Origin of the sequence: Paraburkholderia sp. SARCC-3016 (genome assembly GCF_031119615.1) — a bacterium.
Taxonomy (GTDB): Bacteria; Pseudomonadota; Gammaproteobacteria; order Burkholderiales; family Burkholderiaceae; genus Paraburkholderia.
Genome location: NZ_JAVHZD010000047.1, coordinates 17,760 through 44,210, shown reverse-complemented (window position 1 = coordinate 44,210; position 26,451 = coordinate 17,760). Strand labels below are relative to the sequence as shown.

The 26,451-nt window shown below is 63.1% G+C and carries 25 protein-coding genes; 11 read left to right on the top strand and 14 right to left on the bottom strand.

Annotated elements, in window-relative coordinates; translation table 11 throughout:
- On the top strand, positions 1-1,284 hold a 1,284-nt coding region (locus QYH69_RS32680), incomplete at its 5' end, for an enolase C-terminal domain-like protein (RefSeq protein WP_308835807.1).
- A gap of 229 nt (positions 1,285-1,513) precedes the next feature.
- Here the strand turns inward: QYH69_RS32680 and QYH69_RS32675 are convergent.
- Together QYH69_RS32675 and QYH69_RS32670 are read right to left on the bottom strand one after the other, a co-directional pair.
- Positions 1,514-1,942, bottom strand: coding sequence for a nuclear transport factor 2 family protein (locus QYH69_RS32675; RefSeq protein ID WP_308835806.1), 429 nt, complete (start codon positions 1,940-1,942; stop codon positions 1,514-1,516).
- A gap of 74 nt (positions 1,943-2,016) precedes the next feature.
- On the bottom strand, positions 2,017-3,318 hold the full coding sequence (locus tag QYH69_RS32670; RefSeq protein ID WP_308835812.1) for an MFS transporter: 1,302 nt from the start codon (positions 3,316-3,318) through the stop codon (positions 2,017-2,019).
- A gap of 702 nt (positions 3,319-4,020) precedes the next feature.
- Here QYH69_RS32670 and QYH69_RS32665 point away from each other — a divergent pair.
- Positions 4,021-4,326 carry a hypothetical protein gene (locus tag QYH69_RS32665; RefSeq protein WP_308835805.1) on the top strand — a complete coding sequence of 102 codons (306 nt, stop codon included), beginning with the start codon at positions 4,021-4,023 and terminating at the stop codon, positions 4,324-4,326.
- A 51-nt stretch (positions 4,327-4,377) separates the two neighbouring features.
- On the opposite strand, the gene QYH69_RS32660 is transcribed toward QYH69_RS32665, so the two are convergent.
- The gene (locus QYH69_RS32660) at positions 4,378-5,346 is read right to left on the bottom strand and encodes a LysR family transcriptional regulator (protein ID WP_308835811.1); all 969 of its coding nucleotides are present in this window, start codon (positions 5,344-5,346) and stop codon (positions 4,378-4,380) included.
- A gap of 222 nt (positions 5,347-5,568) precedes the next feature.
- Here QYH69_RS32660 and QYH69_RS32655 point away from each other — a divergent pair, with 222 nt between their 5' ends.
- Entirely contained in the window at positions 5,569-6,399 is an 831-nt protein-coding gene (locus tag QYH69_RS32655; RefSeq protein WP_308835804.1) for an aldo/keto reductase, read from the top strand.
- 208 nt (positions 6,400-6,607) lie between these two features.
- Positions 6,608-7,198 carry a YSC84-related protein gene (locus tag QYH69_RS32650; RefSeq protein ID WP_308835803.1) on the top strand — a complete coding sequence of 197 codons (591 nt, stop codon included), beginning with the start codon at positions 6,608-6,610 and terminating at the stop codon, positions 7,196-7,198.
- Positions 7,199-7,210: 12 nt separating this feature from the next.
- Here the strand turns inward: QYH69_RS32650 and QYH69_RS32645 are convergent, their stop codons facing one another.
- Both QYH69_RS32645 and QYH69_RS32640 read right to left on the bottom strand, forming a co-directional pair.
- Positions 7,211-7,468: a 4-oxalocrotonate tautomerase family protein gene (locus tag QYH69_RS32645; RefSeq protein WP_308835802.1), complete on the bottom strand. Its 258-nt coding sequence runs from the start codon at positions 7,466-7,468 to the stop codon at positions 7,211-7,213.
- A gap of 104 nt (positions 7,469-7,572) precedes the next feature.
- Complete coding sequence (locus tag QYH69_RS32640) at positions 7,573-8,556, bottom strand: alpha/beta hydrolase (RefSeq protein WP_308835801.1); 984 nt, start codon at positions 8,554-8,556, stop codon at positions 7,573-7,575.
- 282 nt (positions 8,557-8,838) lie between these two features.
- On the opposite strand from QYH69_RS32640, the gene QYH69_RS32635 reads away from it, so the two are divergent.
- Positions 8,839-10,818, top strand: a complete 1,980-nt coding sequence (locus tag QYH69_RS32635) for a beta-galactosidase (RefSeq protein WP_308835800.1) — start codon at positions 8,839-8,841, stop codon at positions 10,816-10,818.
- On the opposite strand, the gene QYH69_RS32630 is transcribed toward QYH69_RS32635, so the two are convergent.
- Complete coding sequence (locus tag QYH69_RS32630) at positions 10,754-12,820, bottom strand: enterotoxin (RefSeq protein ID WP_308835799.1); 2,067 nt, start codon at positions 12,818-12,820, stop codon at positions 10,754-10,756. The genes QYH69_RS32635 and QYH69_RS32630 overlap by 65 nt on opposite strands.
- A 189-nt stretch (positions 12,821-13,009) precedes the next feature.
- Between QYH69_RS32630 and QYH69_RS32625 the strand changes: the two genes are divergently transcribed.
- Complete coding sequence (locus QYH69_RS32625) at positions 13,010-13,879, top strand: NmrA family NAD(P)-binding protein (protein ID WP_308835798.1); 870 nt, start codon at positions 13,010-13,012, stop codon at positions 13,877-13,879.
- A gap of 266 nt (positions 13,880-14,145) precedes the next feature.
- On the top strand, positions 14,146-15,237 hold the full coding sequence (locus tag QYH69_RS32620) for an EamA family transporter (RefSeq protein ID WP_308835797.1): 1,092 nt from the start codon (positions 14,146-14,148) through the stop codon (positions 15,235-15,237).
- Positions 15,238-15,291: 54 nt separating this feature from the next.
- On the opposite strand, the gene QYH69_RS32615 is transcribed toward QYH69_RS32620, so the two are convergent.
- The 5 genes from QYH69_RS32615 to msrB all read right to left on the bottom strand — a co-directional run bounded on the left by QYH69_RS32615 (position 15,292) and on the right by msrB (position 18,777).
- Positions 15,292-15,795, bottom strand: coding sequence for a DoxX family protein (locus QYH69_RS32615; RefSeq protein ID WP_308835796.1), 504 nt, complete (start codon positions 15,793-15,795; stop codon positions 15,292-15,294).
- A gap of 5 nt (positions 15,796-15,800) precedes the next feature.
- Complete coding sequence (locus QYH69_RS32610) at positions 15,801-16,625, bottom strand: DNA-binding domain-containing protein (RefSeq protein ID WP_374992548.1); 825 nt, start codon at positions 16,623-16,625, stop codon at positions 15,801-15,803.
- Positions 16,615-17,511, bottom strand: a complete 897-nt coding sequence (locus QYH69_RS32605) for a DUF692 domain-containing protein (RefSeq protein WP_308835809.1) — start codon at positions 17,509-17,511, stop codon at positions 16,615-16,617. Before QYH69_RS32605 ends, QYH69_RS32610 begins: the two co-directional genes overlap by 11 nt.
- A gap of 54 nt (positions 17,512-17,565) precedes the next feature.
- Complete coding sequence (locus tag QYH69_RS32600; protein WP_308835795.1) at positions 17,566-17,880, bottom strand: DUF2282 domain-containing protein; 315 nt, start codon at positions 17,878-17,880, stop codon at positions 17,566-17,568.
- A gap of 336 nt (positions 17,881-18,216) precedes the next feature.
- On the bottom strand, positions 18,217-18,777 hold the full coding sequence (gene msrB, locus QYH69_RS32595) for a peptide-methionine (R)-S-oxide reductase MsrB (RefSeq protein WP_308835808.1): 561 nt from the start codon (positions 18,775-18,777) through the stop codon (positions 18,217-18,219).
- Between the two features lie 182 nt (positions 18,778-18,959).
- Between msrB and QYH69_RS32590 the strand changes: the two genes are divergently transcribed.
- Positions 18,960-19,700: a response regulator transcription factor gene (locus QYH69_RS32590; protein ID WP_308835794.1), complete on the top strand. Its 741-nt coding sequence runs from the start codon at positions 18,960-18,962 to the stop codon at positions 19,698-19,700.
- Between the two features lie 32 nt (positions 19,701-19,732).
- Complete coding sequence (locus tag QYH69_RS32585) at positions 19,733-21,220, top strand: HAMP domain-containing sensor histidine kinase (protein WP_308835793.1); 1,488 nt, start codon at positions 19,733-19,735, stop codon at positions 21,218-21,220.
- Positions 21,221-21,294: 74 nt separating this feature from the next.
- On the opposite strand, the gene QYH69_RS32580 is transcribed toward QYH69_RS32585, so the two are convergent.
- The 3 genes from QYH69_RS32580 to QYH69_RS32570 all read right to left on the bottom strand — a co-directional run bounded on the left by QYH69_RS32580 (position 21,295) and on the right by QYH69_RS32570 (position 22,883).
- The gene (locus QYH69_RS32580; RefSeq protein ID WP_308835792.1) at positions 21,295-21,762 is read right to left on the bottom strand and encodes a hypothetical protein; all 468 of its coding nucleotides are present in this window, start codon (positions 21,760-21,762) and stop codon (positions 21,295-21,297) included.
- Between the two features lie 176 nt (positions 21,763-21,938).
- Complete coding sequence (locus tag QYH69_RS32575; RefSeq protein ID WP_308835791.1) at positions 21,939-22,436, bottom strand: H-NS family nucleoid-associated regulatory protein; 498 nt, start codon at positions 22,434-22,436, stop codon at positions 21,939-21,941.
- Between the two features lie 96 nt (positions 22,437-22,532).
- Positions 22,533-22,883, bottom strand: a complete 351-nt coding sequence (locus QYH69_RS32570; RefSeq protein ID WP_308835790.1) for a hypothetical protein — start codon at positions 22,881-22,883, stop codon at positions 22,533-22,535.
- A gap of 395 nt (positions 22,884-23,278) precedes the next feature.
- Here QYH69_RS32570 and tkt point away from each other — a divergent pair, with 395 nt between their 5' ends.
- Positions 23,279-25,360 carry a transketolase gene (gene tkt, locus QYH69_RS32565; RefSeq protein WP_308835789.1) on the top strand — a complete coding sequence of 694 codons (2,082 nt, stop codon included), beginning with the start codon at positions 23,279-23,281 and terminating at the stop codon, positions 25,358-25,360.
- A gap of 6 nt (positions 25,361-25,366) precedes the next feature.
- On the top strand, positions 25,367-26,347 hold the full coding sequence (gnd, locus tag QYH69_RS32560; RefSeq protein WP_308835788.1) for a phosphogluconate dehydrogenase (NAD(+)-dependent, decarboxylating): 981 nt from the start codon (positions 25,367-25,369) through the stop codon (positions 26,345-26,347).
- The last annotated feature ends 104 nt before the right edge of the window (positions 26,348-26,451 follow it).

The following is a 26,451-nucleotide window of genomic DNA, read 5'->3' as shown; positions in this document are numbered from 1 at the left end:
CAAGCGGTCTTAGGAAGACAAAACATTCTACCAACTCCTTGGCTCACAGAACGACATGGCTACGATCCGACTTTCAGGGACAGCGCCGGCCGCACGGGCGTCGGAGAAGTACCGGGCGGCGAAAAAATCCGCGCGGCGCTCGAGCAATCGCGCGCACTCGTCGTCGGCCAGCCGCTCGGCGCTTACAGCACCGTGCTCGAATCGGTGCGCGCGCAACTGTCGGCGGTCGACGACGGCGGCCGCGGCCTGCAAACCTTCGATTTACGCATCGGCGTGCATGCGGTGACCGCCATCGAAGCGGCACTGCTCGATCTGCTCGGTCAATATCTCGGCGTGCCCGTGGCCGCGTTGCTCGGTGAAGGCATCCAGCGCCGGTCGATTCCCGTGCTCGGCTATCTGTTCTATATCGCCGACCCCGGCAAAACCGACTTGCCGTATCTGCGCGAAACGGACCCGCGCGATGCATGGGAAGCGGTGCGCCGCAACGTGGCGCTGACGCCCGAGGCGATCGTACGGCTCGCCGAAGCCGCGCACGAACGCTACGGCTTCAACGACTTCAAGCTGAAGGGCGGCGTACTGCACGGCGACGCCGAAATCGAAGCGGTCACGGCGCTTGCCGAACGCTTCCCGCAAGCGCGTATCACGCTCGACCCGAATGGCGCCTGGTCGCTTGCCGAAGCGATCCGCCTGTGCCGCGACCGGCACGACGTGCTCGCCTATGCGGAAGACCCGTGCGGCGCCGAAAACGGCTTCTCGGGCCGCGAGGTGATGGCCGAATTCCGCCGCGCAACGAATCTGCCGACCGCGACGAACATGATCGCGACCGACTGGCGGCAGTTCACGCATGCGCTGCGTCTGAATGCGGTCGACATTCCGCTCGCCGACCCGCATTTCTGGACGATGCGCGGCTCGGTGCGCGTCGCGCAGACATGCGCGGACTGGGATCTCACATGGGGCTCGCACTCGAACAATCACTTCGATATTTCGCTTGCGATGTTCACGCACGTCGCGGCGGCCGCGCCGGGTCGCATCACCGCGATCGACACGCACTGGATCTGGCAGGACGGGCAGCGCCTCACGCGCGAACCGCTGCCGATCGAAGGCGGCCAGATTGCGTTGCCGCAGAAGCCCGGGCTTGGCATCGAGGTCGATCATGCGCGTCTGGAAGAAGCGCATCAGCTGTATCTGAAGCACGGACTCGGTGCGCGCGACGACGCGATCGCAATGCAGTATCTGATTCCAGGGTGGAAATTCGATAACAGGCGGCCGGCGCTGGTGCGCTGAGTCCCGGCAGTCTTCCGGGCGGAGGGGCGGATCTCGCCCGGTGCCCGGGGTCGGCGAAACGTTTTCTGGTTGCCTCCAGCTGGCGCGTGTTCCGCATGTCTGCGGCGCGCGCCTTTTTTTGTCCGGAAGCAGGCCCAGCGTTGGGCATCATGGCGACAGCGCCGGATAAGAACAAGCGACCCGCAGCCTTGCGCTGCGGGTCATCGCGATGATGTACCGCGCAACGGCCTCAGTGTTTGTAGCCTTGGCGCGCGAGCAGTTGCCACGCGCCATCGCTTTGCTTCTGCCACACCGTCAGCACATCGAAGTCGACGTCGGCGAGCTTGCCGCCCGAATCCGTCGTGCCGTTCAAATGATCGCGAATCACGGCATCGTTGCCGGTCACGGTCGTCACCGTCTTCGTCAGATCGATCCGCTTGTAGCGCGTCTTCCCGCTCGCGATCGTATCGATGAACTCGGCCTGGCTTTGCACCTTGCCGTTCGAATGACCGTAGGTCAGCGTGTCCGCCGTCAGTGCCTTCATTTGCTGTGCATTGCCGGCGATCATCGCCGCGCAAAGGCGGTTCATCGCATCGTTCACCGCGGTTTCGTCCGCGGTGTTTGCCCATGCGCCCGAACAGGCGAGTCCTGCCGTCAGCAGCATCAACAGCTTTTTCATGATTATCGAGTCCTTATGTCGTTGTGTCGTTGGTTTGCGATTGAGCGCAAAGCGCAGCGCACCGCGCCCGCCGGTTAGCGCGCAGCCACCGAGCGCGTGAGCACCATCCGCCTGATATCGCCGACTACGAACAGGTAGCAGAGCACCGCGACCACTGCGTTCGCCCCGATAAACACGAGCGCCGAATTGAACGAGCCGGAACCCTGCACCAGGTAGCCGATGACGATCGGCGTCGTAATGCCGGCCACATTGCCGAACGCGTTGAAAAGCGACGCGCACACGCCGCCCGCTTCGACAGGCGCGGTATCCGACACCACTGCCCAGCCCAGCGCGCCGATGCCCTTGCCGAAGAACGCGGCTGCCATGATCGCGACGACGAGAAACTCCGAATCGACGTAGTTGCACGCGATCATGCAAGTGGACAACAGCATGCCGAACACGATCGGCGTCTTGCGCGCGAAGCTCGCGCTATGCCCGCGCTTGAGCAGCGCATCGGAAATCACGCCGCCGAGGAACCCGCAGACGGCCGGAATCGACGCAACGAAGCCCGCCTTCAGAATCGACATATGGCGCTGCTGGACCAGATAGATCGGGAACCACGTCAGAAAGAAGTAGGTGAGGGCGTTGATGCAGTACTGCGCGATAAAGATGCCGAGCAGCATGCGGCTCGCGAGCATCTCGCGAATCGACGCGCCCATCGGCACCTCGGCGGGCTGGTTCGCGTGCGCGGCGAGGCTCGCCGCGCCTTGCGTTTCGCGCGTTTCGAGATCGACGAGCGCGCCGCCCGCTTCGATGTAGTCAAGCTCGGCGCGATTCACGCGCGGATGATCCTTCGGCGCATGAACGGCCTTGAACCAGACGCCGGTCATCGCGATGCCGAGCACGCCCATGGCGATGAACACGTACGGCCAGCCGAACTTGTGAACGATCCAGCCCATGATCGGCGTGAACAGCACGGCGGCGAAATACTGCGCCGCGTTGAAAATCGCCGCCGCGGTGCCGCGTTCCGCACGCGGAAACCATGACGATGTCATGCGGCTGTTGCCCGGAAACGCGGGCGCTTCCGCAAGGCCCATTGCGAAGCGCAGCGCGAACATGACGGTGACCGCCGACGCCGCGGCGAGGCCCGCGACAAGCCCCTGCGACAACGTGAAGATCGACCACGCGAGCAGGCTCAATGCATAGATGCGCCTTGTGCCGAAGCGGTCGAGCAGGCGTCCGCCCGGCAACTGGCCGATCACGTACGCCCACGCAAACGCGGAAAAGATATAGCCCATCGAGACCGGCGTGAGACCGAGCGCGTGCTGCATCGAGTTACCGGCGATCGACAGGCTTGCGCGGTCCGCGTAGTTGATCGTCGTGATGAAGAACAGCATGAACAGGATGAACCAGCGCACGCGGGTACGGCGGTCGTTGCCGGCTAACGCGTTGACCGCCGCCACGCGATTCGATGCGGCGATGGCGGCAGTCGACCTCGTGGCAGGCGAGTCTGACGGGTGGCCCAGCGGCGTGTCGGTATGCAAGCGCCTGGCTTGATCGATGTCCACTCATGTCTCCTTCAGATTTGTTCTTTGTGATAAGTCATCGTACAACAAATGCAATTATCATGCGTCACCATACGAAATTAATCATCGGGTTTACCCGTGAAATTTAGTGATTTCGCGCCGTTACATCGTCTATGTTGCTTCTCAGGTCGACGGACAAATCGATGCGTATATATGTCATCGTACAAGATCCATTGATCTGCAAAGCACGCGACGCGCGGCAAAATCGCGGCGACGCCTATCGGTTCCGCATGACAGCCGTCCCTTCTTCACGCGTGCTTTGCTCGTACGGCAGACGCTGCGTCCGTTCGCTGAACAACGCGCGTCAGCGTGAACCCGGAGCAGCGATTCGCGACGAGCGCTTCGTCAATCGCGAATGCCTTGACGTGCTTTGCCTGCACTCGAGGTATCGTCTAAAGCACGCGGAATATCCCCCACGGTCAAGCGTTAAACGGGATGAGGGCCGCGCGACACCACGTCGCAAGCGTCGCTCATTACCCCCGTTTGCACCATTCCGGTGGTCTGGATATCGCTATGTATTTCATTGCGTTCACCGCGCTGGCGGTGCTGTTCGTGATCGTCTGCTTCTGGCGCGAGCTTGCACCGGGGCTTGCCTGGCTCGCGCTGCAATATCACACGTCGCCGGAAGTGCTATCGACCTTGTACACGGGAGGGGACACGCATGTCGACGAAGCACGGCAGCGGGCCGCCATAAGGGCCGAGCAGGAGCTGCGTGTCGCGCAGGCGCCGCTCGTCGAAGAAGAAATCCGTGCAGGAGTCGAGAAAGACCTGCAGGCGAAGCAGCACGCTGCGCGAAAGAGGGAAACCGAACCCGTCTAATCGTTGCATGTGCAACGAACCGCGCGTGTAACGCAATCCGCAAGCCGAAGTTCAGCGTTTTCGACCGGCTCGCGTTTGCCGTGGCGGCGCAAGATTTTTGCGGCCCCGTTCGGCAAGCGCCGGCGCCAGCATCTCAAGACAGAAATCGATAAATGCGCTGACCTTCGCCGCCTGATGGCGACGCGACGGATAAAGCGCATACAGCGGAAAACGCTCGTCCTGCCATTCGCGCAGGATTTCCTTGAGCGCGCCTGCCGCCATCAGATGTTCGACACCGAGGTCCATGATCTGCGCGATGCCGGCGCCGGCCGTGCAACTGCCTAGCATCGTATCCACATCGGAAACGAGCAGCCTGCCGTTTGCCGGTATTTCAATCATTTGCCGGTTACGATAAAAAACCCATTCGAAAGGCTTCGAGGTCACCGGGTTGTAGAACAGAATCCGCTCATGTCGCGCGACGTCTTCAGGCCGCTGCGGCACGCCGCGCTCGTCCAGATAGCGCGGCGCCGCGACCGTCAGCACACGCGTGTCGAGCAGTTTGCGCGCGACGAGTGTCCCTTCAGGCGGCGGGCCAAAGCGGACCGCGAGATCGAAGCCGTCCGCGACAAGATCGCCGACCGCGTCGCGCATGATCAATTCCAGCGTCAACTCGGGGTAGCGGCGCAGCAGCTCGGGCAACCGCGCGGCGAGTACTGTGCGCGAGAAGAACGGATCGATATTGACGCGCAGCTTGCCGCGCACCGCGTTCGCGGCGCCCGACGCGGCGATCGCGGCTTCCTCGATGCCGATCAGGTGCGGACCGGCCGCTTCGTAAAGGCGCCGGCCTTCGTCGGTCAAGGTCTGCGAGCGCGTCGTGCGGTCGAGTACGCGCACGCCGATGCGCTTCTCGAGCCGCGAAATGGCGCGGCTCACTCCGGAAGGCGACAGCCCGAGCGAATCGGCCGCGCGCACGAAGCTGCCGGTCTCCGCGACCGCGGCGAGCACGGTCACGCCTGACAGCAGTTTTCCATCGAGTCCCATATGCGGTGTGTCAGTTTTGAGCGAATTCGTGATTTTAATCATCGCTCATTTGAACCGCTCGTACTTTATTCAACGGTTCCGAAATGCGACAGTGGCGCAAGCCGTGGTCCGGCCCCGCACTGATGTGCTCGCATGCGAACCCGCATCGAAGCGAAACGCGCAGACCGCGCCGCCATTCAAACACGCGCTCTTCGTCACAATCTTCGCCACCAAGGGACAACGATGGAACCGATCGACACGATTGAAACTCAGGGCATCCGCATGCCTCGCCTCGGCTTCGGCACCTTCCGGATGCCGGGCGCCGACTGTCAGCCCGTCGTCGAAAGCGCGCTGGCGCTCGGCTACCGCCATATCGACACGGCGACGATGTACGAAAACGAGGACGCGGTGGGCGCCGCGCTCGCAAGCGCGAACCTCGAGCGCGACAACCTGCACATTACGACCAAGGCCTGGCACGACAGCCTGCAGCCGGACGCGCTGCGCCGCTCGCTCGATACGAGCTTGCAGCGCTTGCGGCTCGACTACGTCGACCTGTTCATGGTGCATTGGCCATCGCGCGACATGAACCTGCCGGCCGTGCTCGAAACGATGCAGGCGCTCAAGGAAGAAGGGCGCACGCGCGCGATCGGCGTCTGCAACTTCACGATGCCGATGCTGAAGACCGCACTCGACGACGTACGCGCGCCGCTCGCCTGCGTGCAGGTCGAATATCACCCGTTCCTGTCCCAGGCGCGCCTGCTCGACTACTTGTGTCCGAAGCAGATTCCGCTGGTTGCCTACGCGCCGCTCGCGCAGGGCCGCGCGGCAAGCGACCCGGTGTTGGCTCGCATCGGCGAAAAACATCAGGCAACGGCCGCGCAGATCGCGCTCGCCTGGCTGCTCGATCAGGATGGCGTCATTGCGATTCCGAAGGCGAAGCGCACGGAAAGCCAGCAGTCGAATCTTGGCGCGCTCAAGATACGACTCGACGACGAAGACCGTCGCGCGATCGCGGCTTTGCCGAAAGACCAGCGTTATGTGTCGCCGCCGTTCGCGCCGAAGTGGGATGCCTGACGCGCAGCCGATACGCGAGCGTTGACGGATTACAACAACCGGAAGCACGGTAAGACTTGCTTTCGGCGACGCGCTTCAAGTAACGTGCACGGTAATTTGAACCCTGCGTGGCATGCAGCGGTCATTAGACACAAGGCCCCGCGAGTCTTTAGAAAAATCAGCGCAACTCGCGGACTTCGTGAACCGTGTCTTGAGGAGGAAAGCGCGCATGCACCGTCGCCGATTTATCGCCGTTACCCCCGTGCTGGCCGCGTCGGGCGCGCTTGCGCTCGCCGCGTGCACGACCACGCCGCCATCGTCGGATGCTTCGCCGCAGGCTAATGCAGGCAGACGCCGCACCATCGATGCGGACGTCGACGCAACGATGACGCGCCTCTATGAAACCGTGAAAGGCTCGCGCGAACTCGTCGCGCTGTCGGTTGGAATGCTCGTGTTTCCGCGCGTGATTGCGGCCGGCTTCTGGTTCGGCGGCCAGTATGGGCAAGGCGCGTTGCGTGTCGGCTCGCAAACGAGCGGCTATTACAGCATCACGGCCGCTTCGTTCGGGCTGCAGATCGGTGCGCAGTCGAAAGCGGTGGTCCTGCTCTTCATGACGAAGAATGCGCTCGACGAATTCGTCCGCAGTCAGGGCTGGGCCGCCGGCGTCGACGCGACCGTCGCGCTCGTGAAGATCGGCGCGAACGGCAATATCGACACGTCGACGGCGACGAGCCCTGTCGAGGCAATCGTCATGACGAACGCCGGCCTGATGGCCGGCGTGTCGCTCGAAGGTTCGAAGATTTCACGGCTGATCATTTAAGCGCGACGCCGTTCAGGCGCACCACGTGGCGCCGATCGCATCCGCGACGGCGACGGCGCCCGATTGCACCGCGCGCACTTCTTCGAGGCCGAGCGCATTGCCGCCAATGCCCCAGTCGCCCGGTTTCACGTCCTCGATAATGACCCAAGTGATGGGCCGCAGTCGCTCGCCCTCGAATTCAACCATCACATCGGTCAGTTTTTTGATCAGCTGACGTTTCTGTTCGGGCGTAAATACGCCCTCGATTCCTTTGACCGTCACGAGCGGCATCGCAAACCTCCTTGTTTCGGGCGTAGTAGGGAGAACGGTGCGGGAGCCGGCGCCCGAAGCTTCCGCACACGGCGTTCGGTACGAAGCCGCTGCGAACGCCGCCGTCAGCCGAGTTCGTCGAGGAATTCGATCAAGGCCGCGTTCACTTCGCGCGGTCGCTCCTGCTGCGTCCAATGGCCACAACCGGACAGGATCAGCGAGCGACGCAGCAGCGGCACGCGTTGCGCGAGCGTCGCGAGCACTTCGCTCATGCCGTCGAAATGCAGGACAAGGTCGCGCTCGCCTGCGATGTAGAGGGCCGGCACCGTGATCTGCAGGCCGTCGAACGGCGCGAGCAGCTCCTGGTTGCGGTCGATGTTCCTGTACCAGTTCAGCCCGCCACGAAAGCCCGTATGCGCGAACTGCTCGGCGTAATAGTCGATGTCTTCGTCGGTGAGCCACGCGGGCAGCGCGGGCGCGTCGGGCAGCGCCGCCGCCATCCCGCCATTGCGCGGCACCATGCCGAAACGGTGCGAGCCGCCATCGTCGCGGGGCGTCGCCTGTCTGTCGCCGCTCAACGAGTAGAGCATATTGCGCACGAAGCGGCGCACGTCGCGTTCGAGGTCCGCTTCGGCGACGCCCGGCTGCTGGAAATAGAGCTGGTAGAACATCTCGTCATCGGTGCGCGGAAATCGCGTCGACGGATGAACCTTGGCGCGCGGCCGGAACGGCACGCTCAGCGCGACGACACCGGAGAAGCGGTCCGGACGCAGCAGCGCCGCGTGCCAGGCGACCGGCGCACCCCAGTCGTGCCCGACGATCACGGCCTTGCCGACATCGAGCGCATCGAGCACGCCGACCACATCGCCGACCAGATGCAGCATCGTGTATTGCTCGATCTCATGCGGGCGATCGGTGCGCCCGTAACCGCGCATATCGACCGCGATCGCGCGAAAGCCTTCTTCTGCAAGCACCGGAATCTGATGACGCCACGAGTACCAACTCTCGGGAAAGCCGTGGCAGAGCAGCACGGCCGGGCCGTCTCCCTGTTCAACCACGTGAATGTTGATGCCGTTCGCGTTGACCGTTCGATGAATGAGTTCCGACATGGCGTGTGCTCCTCCGAGACTGGATGGCGTACGCGTTCGAGTAGTCGTGTGCGTGCGCCTTACGCGAATGGACCGCGTGTGTCCAAAAAACACTGGAGTACGCTTGCTTATTCCGATCCGGTCTGGACTAAAGCTGCGAACGCGGCGCTCAGGCAAGCGTTCGGGCACGCGCAGGCAAGCATAGCGGCGCGAAATCGCCTGAATGCGTTCGAGCCGGTTTGAATCGGTTCGAATCAGTGTGGATTCGTTTGACAATGACGCAACCGTCATCGGGTGAACCGTATGCCGAATTTTTCGTTTTCGATCGATGGTGAGCATTTCCTGCTCGACGGCACGCCGCTGCAGATTCGCAGTGCCGAGATGCATCCCGCGCGCATTCCAGCCGAATACTGGTCGCATCGCATCCGGATGGCGAAAGCCATGGGCATGAACACGATCGCGCTTTATGTGATGTGGAATTATCACGAGACGAATTCCGGCGCGTTCGACTTCGAGAGCGGCAATCGCGATATCGCGGCGTTTATGCGCGCCTGTCACGCGGAAAACATGTGGGTGCTGCTGCGGCCTGGCCCGTATGTCTGCGCGGAATGGGATCTGGGCGGCTTGCCGTCCTCGTTGCTGCGCGAGCCCGGCATGCGCCTGCGCACCGATTCCGCGAGCGAGCCGCGCTATATGGCCGCCGTGGCCGGCTATATTCGCGCGCTTGCGGCGCGCATCGCGCCGCTGATGGTTGCGGCCGGCGGACCGATTCTGATGATTCAGATCGAAAACGAGTTCGGCTCGTATGTGAACGACCCGGTGAACGACCCGGTGAACAACCCAACGAGCAACCCAACGAGCAACCCGTCGGGCAACCGCGCTTATCTCGACGAGATCCGCGCGCTGTGGGTCGACTGCGGCATCGCAGGGCCGTTCTATACCGAAGATGGTCTGGCGCAGCTGCGGCAGAACCGCACGATAGTCAGCGGCGGCGCGATCGCGCTAAGCAATGGCGATGCGGCCCAGATCGACGCCGCGCGGCACGCTTTTCCGGGCGTGCCGGTGATGGCCGGCGAGGTTTATCCGGGCTGGCTCACGCACTGGGGCGACGCGGCGATGCAAGGCACGACCGTCGACCTGTCCGGCACGCTCGACACCTTCATGCGGCGCGGCCTGTCGTTCAACCTGTATGTCGCGCATGGGGGCACGAGCTTCGGCTTTTATGCCGGTGCGAATCTCGATCCGGCGAATGGCGAGTATCAGCCCGACATCACGAGCTACGACTACGCGGCGCCGATCAACGAGCAGGGCGTCGCGACGCCGAAGTTCGTCGCCTGGCGGAACATCGTCGCGCGTTACCTGAATGAAGCGTTGCCTGACATTCCACCGGCGCCTCCGACCATTGAACGCCGCGGGCGCGATGCGTTGCAGCCTTGCCTGTTCGCGTCTCTTTGGGACAACTTGCCCGACGTACAACAGGTTGAGCACGCGGTAGACGCGGCGGCGCATCGGAGCGTCGTTGAACCGCAGACGTTCGAGCAGGCAGGACAGGCCTTCGGCTTCGCGTTGTATCGGCATGTGCTGCGGCGTGCGGAAGTGGGTAATTTGCGCGCGACTGCGCTCGACACCGGTTGCATTCGCGACTATGCGACCGTGTTCGTCGATGGGCGCTACGCGGGCGCAGTGTCGCGAGCGCGCGTGCATGCGGCGCTTGCGAAACCGTTGAACGTCGCGCACGGCGGCGTGGCGCTGCCGATGTCGCTGCCGTTTGTGTCGAAACCGTTGGAACCACCGTCGCGCGGCCGCGATGAGAACCAGGCCGAAGCGGTACTGGACATCCTCGTAGAGGGCATGGGGCGCGTCAACTACGGTGGCGGCGACGCGATGCTGGACCGCAAGGGTATTGTCGGCGACGTCGTGCTGCGCGATGCAGCCGGCGTTGCGCACACGCTCGCGGGCTGGGAGATGTTCCCGCTGCCGATGGACGATGTCTATATCGCGAATCTGCGCGGTGTGTGCTCGAACCCGCGCCGAAGCGGTCTGTTCTTTCGCGCAAGCTTCGGACTCGACACGCCTGGCGACACGTATCTCGACATGAGCGCGTGGACCAAAGGCGTGGTCTGGGTCAACGGCCACAATCTCGGCCGCTATTGGCAAATCGGCCCGCAAACGAGACTGTTCTGCCCGGCGCCGTGGCTAAAGCGTGGCGAAAACGTCGTCACGATCTTCGATCTGCATCAGACCGATGCTCGACCGGTCGAATTGAGGCGCACGCTGAGCTAGCGGTCCGGCTCGCTGCCCGCTGCCAGGTGTACCCGCCGGCCGGAGCAAGCGGCTGTAACTCGAGCGTTAGCACTTCGAACGGCGCGAGATCGATGGTTGGCGGACAATCCGCATCGATCTGCGAAATTGCGGCCATGCGGCTGTTTTCGGACCACGGCGTGCACGCCGCGAAGCGCGCCGGCAGACCGGCCGGCAACTCCAGTTGCGCGCGCAAATCGAGCACCACTGGGCGTGGGCGGCTATCGGGATTGCGCAGCGTGACAATTGCCCTCGATGGCGTCCACGCGGCCCAGCCGTAGACATCGAGCTCGTCGGGCGCGCCGCCGATCCAATGATTGTCGCGCAGCACGACGGCCGCGCCGCGCGCCCATATTGCCGCGGCGGCAAGCGTGTCCCATGCGCGGCCGCCGAGCAGCGAGGGCGTGACGTAGAGTTCCTGCAACTGCGTGCCGCTGCCGAAAAACGACCGCACATCGTGCACGAAGTCTTCGCCGTCGCTTGCATCGAGCCGCCTGTTTTCCTGCGCGCAGATGATGCCGTGCAGCATCAGCGAATCAAGCGGAAAGAGCGGACTCGCGAGCACCACGTTGCGGTAGATCTGCGTATCGCGATAGGTGATCCACTGCTCGCGCTCGCTGCCCGTGCCTGCAAAGCCGAAGTCCTCACCGCCGCGCCAGATCGTATCGGCATGGCGCAACCAGAACGGCGACGGCAGGGTGCCCGTCGACAGGTTGATAAAAGCGTCCGGCGCTTCGCGGCGAATATCGCCGATCAGCTCGATCGCCGCGTCCCAGTCGCTGTCGAAGCGGCTCCCCGGGAACACGCGATTCGCGTTGCCGGTGCCGTCGAACTTGAAATGACGGATGCCATGCCGGCGTACCAGATCCATCGTCACCTGATGAAAGCGGCGATAGTAGCGTTCGCCCGATAGCGCGAAGCGATTACCCACGGTTTCGAACCCGGCCGCCGCGCCGCGTGCGACGCGTTCGTCGCGCGGCGGGCCGTAGCCGCCCCAAGGCGATAGCCAGACGCCCGGCGCCGCGCCATAGCGCGCGTCCGCGTCGCGCAGCGGCTCAAAGCCGTGAGGAAACGCGTTGCTGAATGCCCAGCTGCCGCTGTAGTCGTCCCAGCCATCGTCGAACATAAAGCCGTCGATCGTCACGCCACGCTCGTCGTGCAGCGCGTGCCCGATGGCGGCGATCCGTTCGAGCGCCTGCGCTTGCGTATAGCGTGTCAGGTAACCGATATCGAACCACGAGTTGTAGTGCAGAAACGCGCGCGACGGATGCGCGCGCTCGCGTTCGAGATAGCTGGCGAAATCGCGGCGCAATTGCCCGTCGCGAGCGATGCCGGCAACCGTTGAATACACAACGGTCTTGCCCGGCTCGATCGGCAGCGCGCGTGCGACGTAAAAGCGCAGGCCGGTGGTCTCGCGTGTCAGGTCGCTTTGCGAGAGCGGATTTTCGCAGCCGAGATAGAGGTTGCCGACGCAAACAGGCGATCCGTCCACAATTCCGGTCGCGCGGGCATCGGATGCTTCTGTTTCGAGCAGCGAAACCGCATGCACATGCAGTGGTTCGACCGTCGCGCCAATCGCCAGATGCATTCGCAAATAGGGCGAGCCTTCGTGCTGCTCGACGCTCCATTCAATGCGCAGCGTACCGGCTACGTCTCGTAGCATGGCGGTGACGCGGACACCCGCAATCCTGCCGGCAACGCGCGACGCAAGAGGGTCGACAGGAAGCGGCTCGCAGCGCAGCGGCGCGATCGGTAGCAGGTCGGCTAGCCGCAGCGCGCGGCGGTCGGCGAAGCTCAACGTAAACGGCTCGGCGATGCGCAATGTGCGTGCGTGAACGCGATCGGCGAGCTCGAATGCGTGAAAGCGCTCGTCGTCGATGCGCCATTGCAGCGCAAGCGCTGCGTTGCCGAATGTGTGCCGGGCGCCCTCGATTCGCAGGACTGGACATCCGGGATCGGAGAAGTCCGTGGGGTTCGTCTGCATCGGAGCGCCTCGCTGGTGTCGACGCGTCCATCTTGCCACGGCGCCTCGAGCCGCTGCGGTTTATGGGACGCGAACGAATCATGCCGCGCGGTCATCAATCAAATGACTGTCATGCTATCGCGTAATGGCCGGCATTTCACCAGAATGGGTTTCAACGCAGCTCGCTCTGCATAACCTGAGGAAAGTGAAATGTACGCGATCACCGGAATTACCGGGCAAGTGGGCGGCGTCACCGCCCGCGCATTGCTCGCTGCTGGAAAGGACGTTCGCGCGGTTGTGCGCAACCGCGATAAGGCACAGGAATGGCAACGCGCAGGCTGCGAAGTCGCCGTCGCCGCGATGGATGACGCGCTCGCGCTCGAGCGCGCATTCAGCGGCGCCGAAGCGGTGTTCGTCCTGCTGCCGCCAGTTTTCGATCCGTCGCCGGGTTTTCCCGAGTCTCGCCATACGATTGCCGCGCTGCGCGAGGCACTCGCAAGCGCGCGGCCACAGCGCGTGGTGTGCCTCTCGACCGTCGGTGCGCACGCGACCGAGGAAAACCTGCTGACGCAGCTTTCGATCATGGAGCGCGAATTCGGTCAGTTGCCGATGCCGGTTGCGTTCCTGCGCGCCGCATGGTTTATGGAAAACACCGCCTGGGACATTGGGCCGGCAATGGAAACGGGCGTGATCGCAAGTTATCTGCAACCGCTCGATCGCGCGATTCCGATGGTGGCGACCGCCGATATCGGGCGCGTGGCTGCGCAACTGCTGCAGCAAACCTGGAGCGGCCGCCGCGTCGTCGAACTCGAAGGTCCCGGGCGCGTGTCGCCGAACGATCTGGCTGCGACGCTCGACGCCTTGCTCGGACGGTCCGTGATTGCGCAAGCCGTGCCGCGCGACACGTGGGAAGCGGCATTTCGCGCGCAAGGCATGCGCAATCCGTTGCCGCGTATGCAGATGCTCGACGGCTTCAACGCGGGATGGATCGACTTCGAACATCAGACGATCAAAGGGCGCGTCGATCTGCGTCTCGTGTTGAGCGGCCTGATCGAGCGTGCCGGCGGACGCACGCGCTGAAGCCTGAAGGTTCATTGGCGATGCGCTATGCGTACTTGCTGCGAAGCGGGCATGCGGGGCATTTGCTCGCGCATGTCTCTCAATCGATATCGGGGAAGTGGCCGACCCGTCTGGTTTCCTGAACGTCGCGCATGTGGCAAGCGCTGAGCATTGCGCACGGCGGCTGAATCGGGATTCCACCCTTGCGAAAGGCAGGTTGTTGGGGAACTGTCGGGTGGTGCCCGATACACTGTCGCTTTGTACGCCATCTCCCTCGCACGCTTTCAATGAACCCACGATTCGGCGCGATATCGACTGCGCTTGCCGCCGCTGCATTATTCGGTGCCGCCACGCCCCTGGCGAAAGTGTTGCTCGGGGCGATGTCGCCATTCATGGTGGCCGGGCTCTTTTATCTCGGCAGCGGCGTCGGGCTCTCGGCGATCGGCGTCGCGCGATGGCTGATAAAGCCTTCCGATGCGCGCAACAGCCATCGCGAAACGCGTGCTCCGGCCGGCTCGATCAGTCCGGTTAGTCGTGCCGAATTGCCGTGGCTGCTCGGCGCGATCGCCGCGGGCGGCGTCGCGGGGCCCGCGCTGCTGATGCTCGGCCTCTCGAGCACGCCCGCTGCAACGACTGCGTTACTGCTTAACCTCGAAGGCGTATTGACAGCCGCGATCGCGTGGGTCGTGTTTCGCGAGAATGTCGATATTCCCGTGTTTCTCGGCATGGTTGCGATCGTCGCGGGCGGTGTGGTGCTGTCCTGGCAGCCGGGCGAGACGGCCGTCCCGTTCGGCGCGCTGCTGATTGTCGGTGCGTGCCTGTGCTGGGCGATCGACAACAACCTCACGCGCAAGGTTTCGACCAACGATGCGATGGCGATCGCCCGTGTAAAAGGGTTGATCGCGGGCCCGGTCAACCTTGCAATCGCATTCGCGACCGGCGCTTCGTGGCCGCCGGCAGCGACGATAGCCGCCGCGATGGTGACGGGCCTCGTCGGTTATGGCGTGAGTCTCGCGCTATTCGTCGTCGCGCTTCGGCATCTCGGTACGGCGCGCACGGGCGCCTATTTTTCCGTTGCGCCGCTTTTCGGTGTCGTGTTGTCGCTGCTGCTATGGCCCGAGTGGCCGCATGTCGCATTCTGGGTCGCCGCCGCGCTGATGACGATCGGCATTGTTTTGCATATGCGCGAGCGGCACGAGCACGAGCATACGCACGACTGGATCGAGCACACGCATCGGCACGTGCACGACGAGCATCATCAGCATGAGCACGCGTTTCCATACGAAGGCAACGAACCGCATTCGCACAGGCACGTGCACGCGCCGCTCACGCATTCACACGCGCATTTTCCCGACGTGCATCACAGGCATCGGCACTGAAGCGCGCGAACGTAGCAAGCGCTCGAGCATGACGGCGCCTTCGGCGCCGCCCGCTCAACTACGCTTCACCGCGCGCGACAGCAGATGATCGATCGAGATCGCACCGGGCCCCCATGCGGCAATGCCCAATGCCATCGCTGCCCACGTGATGTGAATGGGCCAGCCGTCGGGTACGGTCAGTTCGATAATGCAGGTCATGAGCAACAGGCCAAGCGCCGCGAAGCGGGTGCCGAAGCCGAGCACCAGCAGCACCGGAAAACCGACCTCGCCGCATGCGGACAGAAAGGCGAACACCGCGGGCGCAGGAAACGGATACGGGCCGCCGGGCAGATGCAACTGGAATTCATCGGTGAAGAGGTCGATCGCCGTATCGTTCAGTTGCAGGAATCCATGCCATTTGAGAATGCCCGAGCGCCAGAACGGCACGGACAACGCGAGCCGCATTACGAGTTGCGTGAGCCAGGGCCGCGCCAGTTGCCGCACGAGGCCGCTCGCCTGGCCGATCTTCGTTGCCACGCAAGCTGCAAACGCGGGCTTTGCGTTTTCCAGTTCGGACATCGTCCTCAATCTCCACGTTGAATGGCGCTCAATACGCCGGATGTGATCATCCCGTTCAGACTGGACGGGAGATCGAAAGAAGGCGCGGCATCGAAGGCCGCCGCGACCGCGGCGCCCAACGATTCGCCTGCGATAAGCGCGTTCAGGAACACCGCGCCGCCATCGGGCAGGCGCGACACGATCACGTCGTGTTCGGGCCGCGTCACGAGCGCATCCTCGCTTGTGCCCGCATCGAGTGGTTCAAGCGGTTGGTCGGGGCCGTCGCGCCGGTTCATCGCGAAGATCGCAACCGCCGCGTAAGCGGAACGCACGACGCGCGCGGCCGGATGCGGCGTGAACCGCAGTTCGCCCAATTGCGCGGGGTCGATGCCTTCGAAGATCCGCATCGGCAGAACCGGCAGGTCGGCCGCATGATAGGCATCGAGCCACGCGCGTTCGATGCGCGCGACGTCCGCGAGCCACGGCATCGCTTTCGCGTATTCGTACTGCTCGATAAAGCCGGGAAAGTCGCGGCCGTATTCGAACAGCAGAGGCGAAACCGGAGGCGTCGCGCGAATGTGAAACCGCGCCATTGCCCTGAAAAAATCGACACCGGTAATGCGCTGCACGGCCGGATAGATTGCCGCGAGCGCGTCGATCAGGCTGACCGTGACGTTGTTGCGATAGACGTTGTAACGCTTTACGACGCCTTTTTCTGCGTCTTTCCCTGTGTCTTTCTGCACGCAGCCCGTGACGTCCAGTGGCGCCTGCACGTCGGGGTTCGTCAGGCCGCGCGCGAAGTCCGCTGCAAACCCCGCTGTGCGCATGTTGCGGCACTCTTCAGACGTCATCGAAGCGATCCGGCGTAACCGGAATCCGAGGCGGTTCCATGAGCTCCCTTGCTGCGAGTGCCTGCGCTCGTAGCACGGGCCACGCGGGGAGCTTGCTGTCCCATTCGATAAGCGTGGCGGTCGGGCCGATGCGCTCGATGACGTTTTCATAGAGTGTCCACACGGGATCGGCGACAGGGCCGTCGTGACTGTCGATCAGCAGACGCTCGTCTTCGTCGTCGAGCTGCTCGGCGTGACCGGCCAGATGGATCTCGTCGACATGGTCGAGCGGAAATGCATCGAGGTAAGCCGACGCGGAGTGACCATGATTCGTTGCCGACACGAATACGTTGTTGACGTCGAGCAGCAGCCGGCAGCCGGTACGGCGCACGATTGCCGCGATGAATTCGGTTTCGCTCATCGTCGCCGATCGAAAGGCGACATAGGTCGATGGGTTTTCGAGCAGAATCGGCCGCGCGATCGCCTGCTGCACTTCATCGATATGCCGGCACACGCGCGCGAGCGTGTCCTCGGTGTACGGCAACGGAAGCAGGTCGTTGAAGAACGTGCCCGCATGCGTGGACCACGCGAGATGTTCGGACACGAGCGCGGGTTCATAGCGCGCGACGAGGCCGCGAAAGCGCGCAAGATGCTCGCGGTTCAACGGCTCGCCGCCGCCGATCGACATGCATACACCGTGAATCGAAAGCGGATAATGCTCGCGGATGGCCGCGAGCATGCGATGCGGAGGGCCGCCGGCGCCCATGTAATTCTCCGCGTGAACCTCGAAGAATCCATGTTTGACACCGTCGGCGAGAATAGCTGCGAGATGCTCGTGCTTGAAGCTCGTGCCGACCCATCCGGCAGTCTCCGACGTCAGGTGACGGGGCCGCATGTCTGCGCGCATGGCCTGGGTGCCAGTCGATCCGCTCATCACAGTCCCCGTTCCCGATGCTGTCGATCAGGACTTGATCGGCGTCAGCGAGCCGTGATTGCCGGCCGGCGTAACGATGTTCGTGCACGTGCCCGCCGGCGTGAACTTCCACGAATTGCCCTGGAAGTCCGTCGTCGACGTACCTTGACACGTCGTGCCGGGACCTGCCGCGCAGTCGTTCTGTCCTTTCAGTGCGACGCCAAAGCACTTCTCCTTGTGAGCAGCCGTTGCCGCGCTGACTTCAGCCTTGGTGAGCGGCTCCGCGTGAGCAGCCGTTGCGAGCAGGGTAGCGACTGCGCTTGCGAGCAGGGCGGAACTAACAGCGGTCTTCTTTGCAGACATTGACATCTCTCCATTGAGTTGGACTGGCGTACCGCAATGGGTACGGTCGCCGATATAAGCAGGAGCTCGTACGATTGCAGTGGACCTTGCTTGGTCCCCCGGATCGGGCGTTCTCCTGATGAGGCCTTTAGCGAACCGCCCGAACGCACGCGTTCATTACAGGTTCGCATCGCCACACCTTGCGCGCCGCCCGCTTTGAGCGGCGCAATGTTGTAACCGGTAATCGCCCCTTGCATGGATGGGCAATTGACCGTTTATTTTTGACATGCTTGTAAAAATTGATCGATAATATCCGGACGTATAGTCGGAGATAGCAACGAACGAGGCATCCCGCGCTCACGTTGAACGGGGTATGAAATTCATCGCAAGCCCGTTCATGCAATAGCGCAGCCCGGTCGGTTGTGGCCCGTCGTCGAACACATGGCCGAGGTGCCCGCCGCACCGGCTGCAATGAACTTCGGTGCGTGTCATGTGAAAAGAATGGTCGGTGTGAGTCGCTACGGCGTGATCGAGCGGTGCATAGAAGCTCGGCCAGCCGGTATGGCTATCGAACTTGGTGCGTGACGAAAACAGTTGTAAAGCACAACCGGCACAGGCAAAAACGCCTACCCGGTGTTCATCGTTGAGCGGGCTCGAATACGGTCGCTCGGTCGCCGCTTCGCGCAGCACCGCGAATTGCGCGGGCGTGAGCAGGTCGCGCCATTGCGCTTGCGTGTGCACGACGTCGAAGTGTTCGTCGGCGGCGGCTTCATCGGCTGCTGCAGGTTCGTTCGATTCGGCCGGCGTGCCGCCGGCCGCACCGGGCAGCACACCGGCCAGCGCCCGCCACTGCGTGAGCGCGGCGAGCGCCGCAAGCGCGGTGGTTCCCGCCAGAAGAACGCGTCTACGGTATTTCAAGGCAGCCTCCGTACAGATCGGGCCGTCGTCCGCGTGTGGAACGTCCGTGCCGTTTCGAACATGTGGTGAGACTAACGGCTGCCCGGTGTCGAAGTCCTCACGGAAAGTTAAATTTATCGTGATAACTGCGCATCCGAAAGCCTGCACAATATCGCCGGTCGTCACTGTTCCCGTTCACATCCATGGCTCAAGCAAAGCGCGTTCTGATCGTCGAAGACGATGTCGATATTGCCAACGTGCTGGGTCTGCATCTGCGCGACGAACTCTACGAGGTCGTGCACTGCGCGAACGGCGACGACGGTCTGCGCCTGTTGTCGCAGGGCGGCTGGGATGCGCTCGTGCTCGATCTGATGCTGCCGGGCGTGGACGGCCTCGAAATCTGCAAACGCGCGCGCGCGATGGCGAGCTATACGCCGATCATCATCATCAGCGCGCGTTCGAGCGAGGTGCATCGCATCATCGGTCTCGAACTCGGCGCTGACGATTACCTTGCAAAACCATTCTCGGTACTCGAACTGATCGCGCGGCTCAAAGCGCTACTGCGCCGTGTCGACGCGATGGCGAAAGACTTGCGCACCCAGGCCGGCATCCGTACGTCGTTCGGGCTGTCGATCGATCCGTTGACGCGCGACGTCAGCATCGATGGCAGGCGTGTCGAACTCACGCCGCGCGAATTCGATCTGCTTTACCACTTCGCGAGCCACCCGGGAAAGGTCTTTTCGCGCATGGATCTTCTCAATACGGTGTGGGGCTACTCGCATGAGGGCTACGAGCACACGGTCAACACGCATATCAACCGGTTGCGCGCGAAGATCGAAGCCGACCCGACCGAACCGGTGCGCATCGTAACTGTCTGGGGGCGTGGATACCGGTTCGACGCGAACCCTGCATCGCAGGCGGGCAGCGGCTCGACCGGCGCCTGAAAGCCTCAAACGTAGCGAGAAAGGACACGAACGTGAATCTGTCGCAGCGCCTGTCACTGGTGTTTTCCGCATTGCTGCTCGCGTGCTGTGCGGTATCGGCAGGGCTGCAGATTCGCGCGAGCGATCTGCACGACCAGCAGGTTATTCAGGGCGTGTCGCGCGATCTCGCGTCGCATATCGCGCAGAACGGTCCGTTGATCGACCGGAGCGGACCGCGGGCCGACATGCTGCGCGCGCTGTTCAGCCAGTTGATGGCGGTGAACCCGAGCGTCGAGGTGTATCTCCTCGATGCAAATGGCGCGATCAGGGGCGACGATGCGCCGCCTGGTCATGTGAAGCGCAATCATGTCGACGTGCGCCCGATACGGCGCTTTCTTGCCGGCGATGCGCTGCCGATTTTCGGCGACGATCCGCGTAGCGTTTCCGGCCGCAAGGTGTTCAGTGCTGCCGCATTGCCCGGTGCGAACGGCGCGACGGCCGGTTACATCTATGTGGTGCTGCTTGGCGAAGCGCATGACAAATGGGCGGCGCGCATCGCGAGAAATGCCGTTTTGCGCACCACGCTGTGGTCGATGACGCTCGTCGCGCTGGCCGGCCTGATCGCCGGCCTGATTGCGTTTCGCCTGATCACGCGGCCGTTAGGCCGCCTGACGGAGGCGGTGCGCGATTTCGATGCCGGCGATGAAAGCGGCGCCGCGGCCAAACTGTCGTCGCTCGGCCTGTTGTCCGCGCAGGGCCGTGCGCGCGGCGAGATCGCGATACTCGAACGCGCGTTCCAGCAGATGTCGAACCGGATTGCACAGCAATGGCGCGAGCTGACCTACCGCGACCAGGAGCGTCGCGAACTGATCGCGAATATCTCGCACGACCTGCGCACGCCGCTGACGTCGTTGCATGGTTATCTCGAAGCGCTGTCGTTGAAGTTCGATCAGTTGCCGCAGCTCGAGCGTCGGCGTTATCTGAGCATTGCGCTGCTGCAAAGCGCGAAAGTAGGGCGCCTCGCGCAATCGCTATTCGAGCTCGCGCGGCTCGAGCATGGCCAGATCCAGCCTGCGCCCGAAGCGTTTTCTCTTGCGGATCTGCTGCAGGACGTATTCGAGAAGTTCGGGCTTGCCGCCGAGGCCCGCCGCATCAGTCTGCGCGCGCAGATTTCGACGCGTTTGCCCGACGTTTACGCGGACCTCGGCATGATCGAGCGCGTGATGACGAATCTGCTCGACAACGCGATCCGTCATACACCGGAAGGTGGAACGATCGAAGTCGAACTCGCCTCCGCGAACGGCAAGGTCATGGTGACGGTCAGCGACACAGGCCGGGGCATCCCGCCGGAACTGCGCGACAGCCTGTTTCAGCGGCCCGTCAACGTGGGTGGCGCACAGCGTGTGGGCGGACTGGGCCTGCTGATCGTGCAGCAGATTCTGCACTTGCATCGCAGCGCCGTTGCGCTCGTCGATCGCGAGGGGAAGGGCGGCACGTTCGTGTTCACGCTCGATACGGCGGTGGCGACTGCGGAGCGCTAGCGCGATAGTCAGGTGTTCCAGGCGCCGCATGGATTCGGGTGTGCGGCCCTCAACGAGCGGAACATTGCCGGACTTCAGAAGAGCCGCTTCGATGCGGGTGCGCATTGCCATGTCGGCGCGGCAGCGGAATAGATCGCGGCTTCGTCGTAGAAACGGTAGTCGCCGGTCAATCGATCAAGCGTATGCGTTTCGCCGTTGAATGCCGTACCCGACTGATCGCGCGACTGCGTGGTCCATTTGATTTCCGTGTCGGACACCTCGGCACGTGTACCGTTGACCGTATCGGCGTCGAGGTCGATAGCGAGACTTTGCGATACACGCTCGCCTTGCACGGTCGCATTGCACAGGAGTGAGAACTGATGCCGTGCCGCAACCGGTGCGGGAGTCCCGGCTTGCGCCGACGCCGGCGCTTGCACGGGCGCCGGTGCTTGCTCCGCTGCCTGCTGCCGCGCCGGCTCTGGTGTGGAAGCGGCCACCGCGGCGGCGGCAGCCGTCTCGTCGGGCCGCTTCACTTCGTAACCGGCAGCCTTGAGAACGGACATGGCCTGACCGACATCCATCGCCGGCTGCGCTTTTCCCGCGCTGCAGTCCTTCACATCTTCAGCGCGACGCTCGCAGCCGCTCAAGAGAACGGACGCAACGACGACGAAAAGCGCGACTTTATGCATGGCCTACCCCGAAGGCTCGTTGTACGTTGCGGGTCGAACCTGCGGTCGACTCAGATCAGATACGGGCTGCGGTCCTTGACGTTCCTGATCCACGCGGGAGGACGCGCATGGCCGCTCCAGGTGGCGCCCGTTTTCGGGTCGCGGTATTTCGGCGGCAGTTTGCCTTTTGCCTGAACGCTGACAGTCTGCTTGCGAGCGGCCTTGCCGTCATCGATCAGAAAGCGCGTGCGGTCCTTAACTCCCGCAATCCATCGCGGCGGCCGCGCGTGGCCGCTCCACGTTTCACCGGTGGCGGGGTTCATATACTTCGGAGGCAGCTTGCCTTTGCCTTGACCCGAGGCACGCGCGACATTGCCTGCGCGCCGCGGAATGCGACCATCGCCACGCTTTTCGCCAAGATGCGCCGCCACATCGGCGACCGTCAGATCGTGCTTCTCCATGATGCCGCGAATGCGCTCGATCACTGCCGAGAGCTGTTTTGTCGCGGCTTCTTCGGCCTGTGCCCGCAAGCGTTCAATCTTTCTCTGGATTGTTTCCAGCGTGGCCATCGTCTTCTCCGTACGCAAATGGCCGCACTTTGCCACAGAACATGCTCAAAGCGCCATCTTTTGTTGGCTGCTTCCGGCCAGCCACATGATTGAAACTCAAAGGGCCTCGTGACAGAGCGTCATCATTCTTTGCACCATCGTGCTCGCCTCGTTGAGCTCCATTTCGTCGGTGAAGAGGGCCGACACGCTCGATAGGCGCACCGCTATGCCCGCGTTTTCGAGGTCGTCGCGCGCGATCTTCAGCGCAAGCTGACCGATATGTACGCGCTCGAGCCAGCGCATTCTGGTGTCGTTCTTGCAAAGCCATTGGCGACAGCATTGCACGACATGGTCGACGCGCCACTCCTGGGTCAGCGCGTACGAAGCCGCGGCAACTGCGACGAGGAAACACAACAGCTCCGCTCGCGCAGGGGTCGCCGGGGTCGATTCGGTGAATTCGCGTTCCATTTCAGTTGATGTCCCTATTTTCCGCTCCGCATTCGGGCTTCATGCACGGATACAGCTTGCGCCCGGCACACGACACATGCGGACGTCGATGCGAGATTCAATCGGCTAATGGTAGCAGCAAGTATTGAAGCGACGCGCCAATTACGGCTGACCGCGCGTTGAACTCAGTAATTTTTCCCGGCGTTTATACGCTGTTTGCTTGCGGCGCATTCGCCTGACGGTCGCTGCGATCTCGCGATCGCATCACGTCAATTCCTGAAACATACCGTGTGGACTGCCGCGCCGCACCTAATCTGCAATGCGGCTTCGAAGGCACTACACTTGCTCAATCGACCTGGTTGCCCGCTGCGGCATCTGGTGTGCCGCAGCACACTCTGATAAGGGAGTCGTCGCTTATGTCCTCTGCACCGAACCTCGATCGCCTCGCCATCGACACCATCCGCACGCTGTCGATGGATGCCGTCCAGAAGGCCAATTCAGGCCATCCCGGCACACCGATGGCGCTAGCCCCGGTCGCGTTTCATCTATGGCAGAACCATCTCAGGTATGACCCCGACGCGCCGAACTGGCCGAATCGCGACCGCTTCGTGCTGTCGGTCGGGCACGCATCGATGCTGCTGTATTCGCTGCTGCATCTGTACGGCGTAAAAGAAGTCGATGCGCAGGGCAAGCCGACCGGCAAGCCCGCGGTGTCGCTCGACGACATCAAGCAGTTCCGGCAGCTCGACAGCAAAACGCCGGGCCACCCGGAATACGGCATGACGACCGGCGTCGAAACGACGACAGGTCCGCTTGGCCAGGGACTCGGCAACAGCGTCGGCATGGCGATGGCCGCGCGCTGGAAAGAAGCGCACTTCAATCGGTCGGACGCGACGCTGTTCGATTATCGCGTCTATGCGCTATGCGGCGACGGCGACATGATGGAGGGCGTCTCGCACGAGGCCGCTTCGCTCGCGGGTCATTTGCAGCTCTCGAATCTGATCTGGATATACGACAGCAACCGCGTGACGATCGAAGGACATACCGATCTCGCGTATAGCGACGACGTCGAGGCGCGTTTTCGCGGCTACAACTGGAACACGCTGCACGTCGACGACGCGAACGATGCGGCCGCGTTCGAATCGGCACTGCAAAAGGCTAAAGCGACAACCGGCCGGCCGACGCTGATCGTCGTGAAAAGCATTATCGGCTGGGGCGCGCCGCATAAGCAGGACACCTCGGGCGCGCACGGCGAGCCGCTCGGCGAAGAAGAAATCAGGCTCGCGAAGCGTGCCTACGGCTGGCCCGAAGATGCGCAATTCCTCGTGCCCGACGGCGTCATGGATCACCTCGCGAAGGGCATGGGTGCGCGCGGCAAAAGCGCACACAACGAGTGGCAAAAGCGTTTCGATGCATACGGCAAGCAGTATCCTGAACTTGCAAAGGAATTGTCGCTGATGCTCGAATCGAAGCTGCCCGATAACTGGGACGCCGACATTCCGACCTTCGAGGCCGACCCGAAAGGCATCGCCACGCGCGAATCGTCGGGCAAGGTGCTCAATGCGATCGCACAGCGTATTCCATGGATGATCGGCGGCGCGGCCGACCTCTCGCCGTCGACGAAAACGAATCTGAAGTTCGAAGGCGCGGGCAGCTTCGAGCACGGCAGCTATGCGGGTCGCAATCTGCACTTCGGCATACGCGAGCATGGCATGGGCGCGGTCGCCAATGGCCTCGCGCTGTCGGGCTTGCGGCCTTATGCATCGACGTTCCTGATTTTCAGCGACTATATGAAGCCGCCGATCCGCCTGTCGGCGATCATGGAAGTGCCGGTGGTCTATGTGTTCACGCACGATTCGATCGGCGTCGGCGAAGACGGTCCCACGCACCAGCCGATCGAGCAGCTCGCGTCGCTGCGCGGTGTGCCTGGGCTCACGACGCTGCGGCCGGCCGACGCAAATGAAGCCGCCGAGGCGTGGCGAGTCGCGCTCACACATCCGCACGAGCCCGCCTGCATCGTCGTGACGCGCCAGCCGCTGCCGACGCTCGATCGCAAGAAATACGCGCCGGCCGAAGGCGTGCGGCGCGGCGCTTATGTCCTCGCGGACGCCGAAGGCGGCAAGAAGCCCGAGGTGCTGTTGCTTGCAACCGGCAGCGAGGTGTCGTTGTGCGTCGAGGTTTACGAGAAACTGAAGGCCGAAGGTGTGGCGGCGCGCGTCGTGTCGATGCCGTCGTGGGACATCTTCGAAAAGCAGGATCAGGCCTATAAGGAGTCGGTGCTGCCGCCCGACGTGCATGCGCGCGTCGCGGTCGAGCAGGCCGCGACGCTCGGCTGGGACCGCTACGTCGGACGTCTCGGCTCGCAAATCGTTATGCATACGTTCGGCGCCTCGGCTCCGTTGAAGGCCTTGAAAACGAAGTTCGGCTTCACGCCGGAGCGCGTCTACGAGGCAGCGAAGAAACAGATCGAGCGAGTGAAATCCAACGGCAAGGAGTGACACATCATGCAGATCGGAATCGTGGGATTGGGGCGCATGGGCGGTAATATCGGACGCCGGCTCATGCGAGGAGGGCACCAGTGCGTCGTCTATGACCACAATCCTCAGGCGACCGAAGCGCTTGCGAAGGAAGGGGCGACCGGGGCGAAGGATCTCGGCGATCTGGTCGCGAAGCTCACGGCGCCGCGCGTCGTGTGGCTGATGCTGCCGGCCGGCAGGATTACCGAAGATACGCTGGGCGATCTGCGCAAGATTCTCGGCAAGGACGACGTAATAATCGACGGCGGCAACACGTTCTACAAGGACGATATCCGGCGCGCCGCGCAGTTGCGCGAGCAGGGGCTGCACTATGTGGACGTCGGCACATCGGGCGGCATCTGGGGACTCGAGCGCGGCTACTGCATGATGATCGGCGGCGAAGACGACATCGTGAAGCGCATCGATCCGATCCTGTCGGTGCTCGCGCCGGGGGCCGGCGATATTCCGGCCACGCCGAACCGCGAGGGACGCGACAAGCGTGTCGAGAATGGCTATATGCACGTGGGGCCGGTCGGCTCCGGGCATTTCGTGAAGATGGTGCACAACGGCATCGAATACGGACTGATGCAGGCGTATGCCGAAGGGTTCCACATTCTCGAGCACAAGGGCATGGCGGAACTGCCGGAAGGCCAGCGATACCAGATCGATCTCGCCGACGTCGCGGAAGTGTGGCGGCGCGGCAGCGTCGTGTCGTCATGGCTGCTCGACCTGACGGCCGGCGCGCTCGCGCAGGACAACACGCTCGAGCATTTTTCGACCGAGGTCGCGGACAGCGGAGAAGGGCGCTGGACCATCGAAGCGGCCATCGAGGAAGCGGTGCCCGCGCAAGTGCTGTCGGCGGCGCTCTATACGCGGTTCCGGTCGCGCGATGCGGCGGCGTTTCCTGAACGGATGCTTTCAGCGATGCGGTTTGGATTCGGCGGGCATAAGGAATTTCCGGTCAAGTAACAATGCGGGAGGGCGGTTCCTGCGGCGGTTTCCGATTGAAGATCGGCCTCAAGACGTTCGACGCGTGGCCGATATAGACGGTATCGACAATCCGGCGATGGAGG

Excerpts from the sequence above, each read along its gene's own strand:
- QYH69_RS32675 (WP_308835806.1), bottom strand. The coding sequence starts at position 1,942 with ATGAAAAAGCTGTTGATGCTGCTGACGGCAGGACTCGCCTGTTCGGGC.
- QYH69_RS32670 (WP_308835812.1), bottom strand. The coding sequence starts at position 3,318 with ATGCTGTTCTTCATCACGACGATCAACTACGCGGACCGCGCAAGCCTG.
- QYH69_RS32665 (WP_308835805.1), top strand. The coding sequence starts at position 4,021 with ATGTATTTCATTGCGTTCACCGCGCTGGCGGTGCTGTTCGTGATCGTC.
- QYH69_RS32660 (WP_308835811.1), bottom strand. The coding sequence starts at position 5,346 with ATGGGACTCGATGGAAAACTGCTGTCAGGCGTGACCGTGCTCGCCGCG.
- QYH69_RS32655 (WP_308835804.1), top strand. The coding sequence starts at position 5,569 with ATGGAACCGATCGACACGATTGAAACTCAGGGCATCCGCATGCCTCGC.
- QYH69_RS32650 (WP_308835803.1), top strand. The coding sequence starts at position 6,608 with ATGCACCGTCGCCGATTTATCGCCGTTACCCCCGTGCTGGCCGCGTCG.
- QYH69_RS32645 (WP_308835802.1), bottom strand. The coding sequence starts at position 7,468 with ATGCCGCTCGTGACGGTCAAAGGAATCGAGGGCGTATTTACGCCCGAA.
- QYH69_RS32640 (WP_308835801.1), bottom strand. The coding sequence starts at position 8,556 with ATGTCGGAACTCATTCATCGAACGGTCAACGCGAACGGCATCAACATT.
- QYH69_RS32635 (WP_308835800.1), top strand. The coding sequence starts at position 8,839 with ATGCCGAATTTTTCGTTTTCGATCGATGGTGAGCATTTCCTGCTCGAC.
- QYH69_RS32630 (WP_308835799.1), bottom strand. The coding sequence starts at position 12,820 with ATGCAGACGAACCCCACGGACTTCTCCGATCCCGGATGTCCAGTCCTG.
- QYH69_RS32625 (WP_308835798.1), top strand. The coding sequence starts at position 13,010 with ATGTACGCGATCACCGGAATTACCGGGCAAGTGGGCGGCGTCACCGCC.
- QYH69_RS32620 (WP_308835797.1), top strand. The coding sequence starts at position 14,146 with ATGAACCCACGATTCGGCGCGATATCGACTGCGCTTGCCGCCGCTGCA.
- QYH69_RS32615 (WP_308835796.1), bottom strand. The coding sequence starts at position 15,795 with ATGTCCGAACTGGAAAACGCAAAGCCCGCGTTTGCAGCTTGCGTGGCA.
- QYH69_RS32610 (WP_374992548.1), bottom strand. The coding sequence starts at position 16,625 with ATGACGTCTGAAGAGTGCCGCAACATGCGCACAGCGGGGTTTGCAGCG.
- QYH69_RS32605 (WP_308835809.1), bottom strand. The coding sequence starts at position 17,511 with ATGCGCGCAGACATGCGGCCCCGTCACCTGACGTCGGAGACTGCCGGA.
- QYH69_RS32600 (WP_308835795.1), bottom strand. The coding sequence starts at position 17,880 with ATGTCTGCAAAGAAGACCGCTGTTAGTTCCGCCCTGCTCGCAAGCGCA.
- QYH69_RS32590 (WP_308835794.1), top strand. The coding sequence starts at position 18,960 with ATGGCTCAAGCAAAGCGCGTTCTGATCGTCGAAGACGATGTCGATATT.
- QYH69_RS32580 (WP_308835792.1), bottom strand. The coding sequence starts at position 21,762 with ATGTCCGTTCTCAAGGCTGCCGGTTACGAAGTGAAGCGGCCCGACGAG.
- QYH69_RS32575 (WP_308835791.1), bottom strand. The coding sequence starts at position 22,436 with ATGGCCACGCTGGAAACAATCCAGAGAAAGATTGAACGCTTGCGGGCA.
- QYH69_RS32570 (WP_308835790.1), bottom strand. The coding sequence starts at position 22,883 with ATGGAACGCGAATTCACCGAATCGACCCCGGCGACCCCTGCGCGAGCG.
- tkt (WP_308835789.1), top strand. The coding sequence starts at position 23,279 with ATGTCCTCTGCACCGAACCTCGATCGCCTCGCCATCGACACCATCCGC.
- gnd (WP_308835788.1), top strand. The coding sequence starts at position 25,367 with ATGCAGATCGGAATCGTGGGATTGGGGCGCATGGGCGGTAATATCGGA.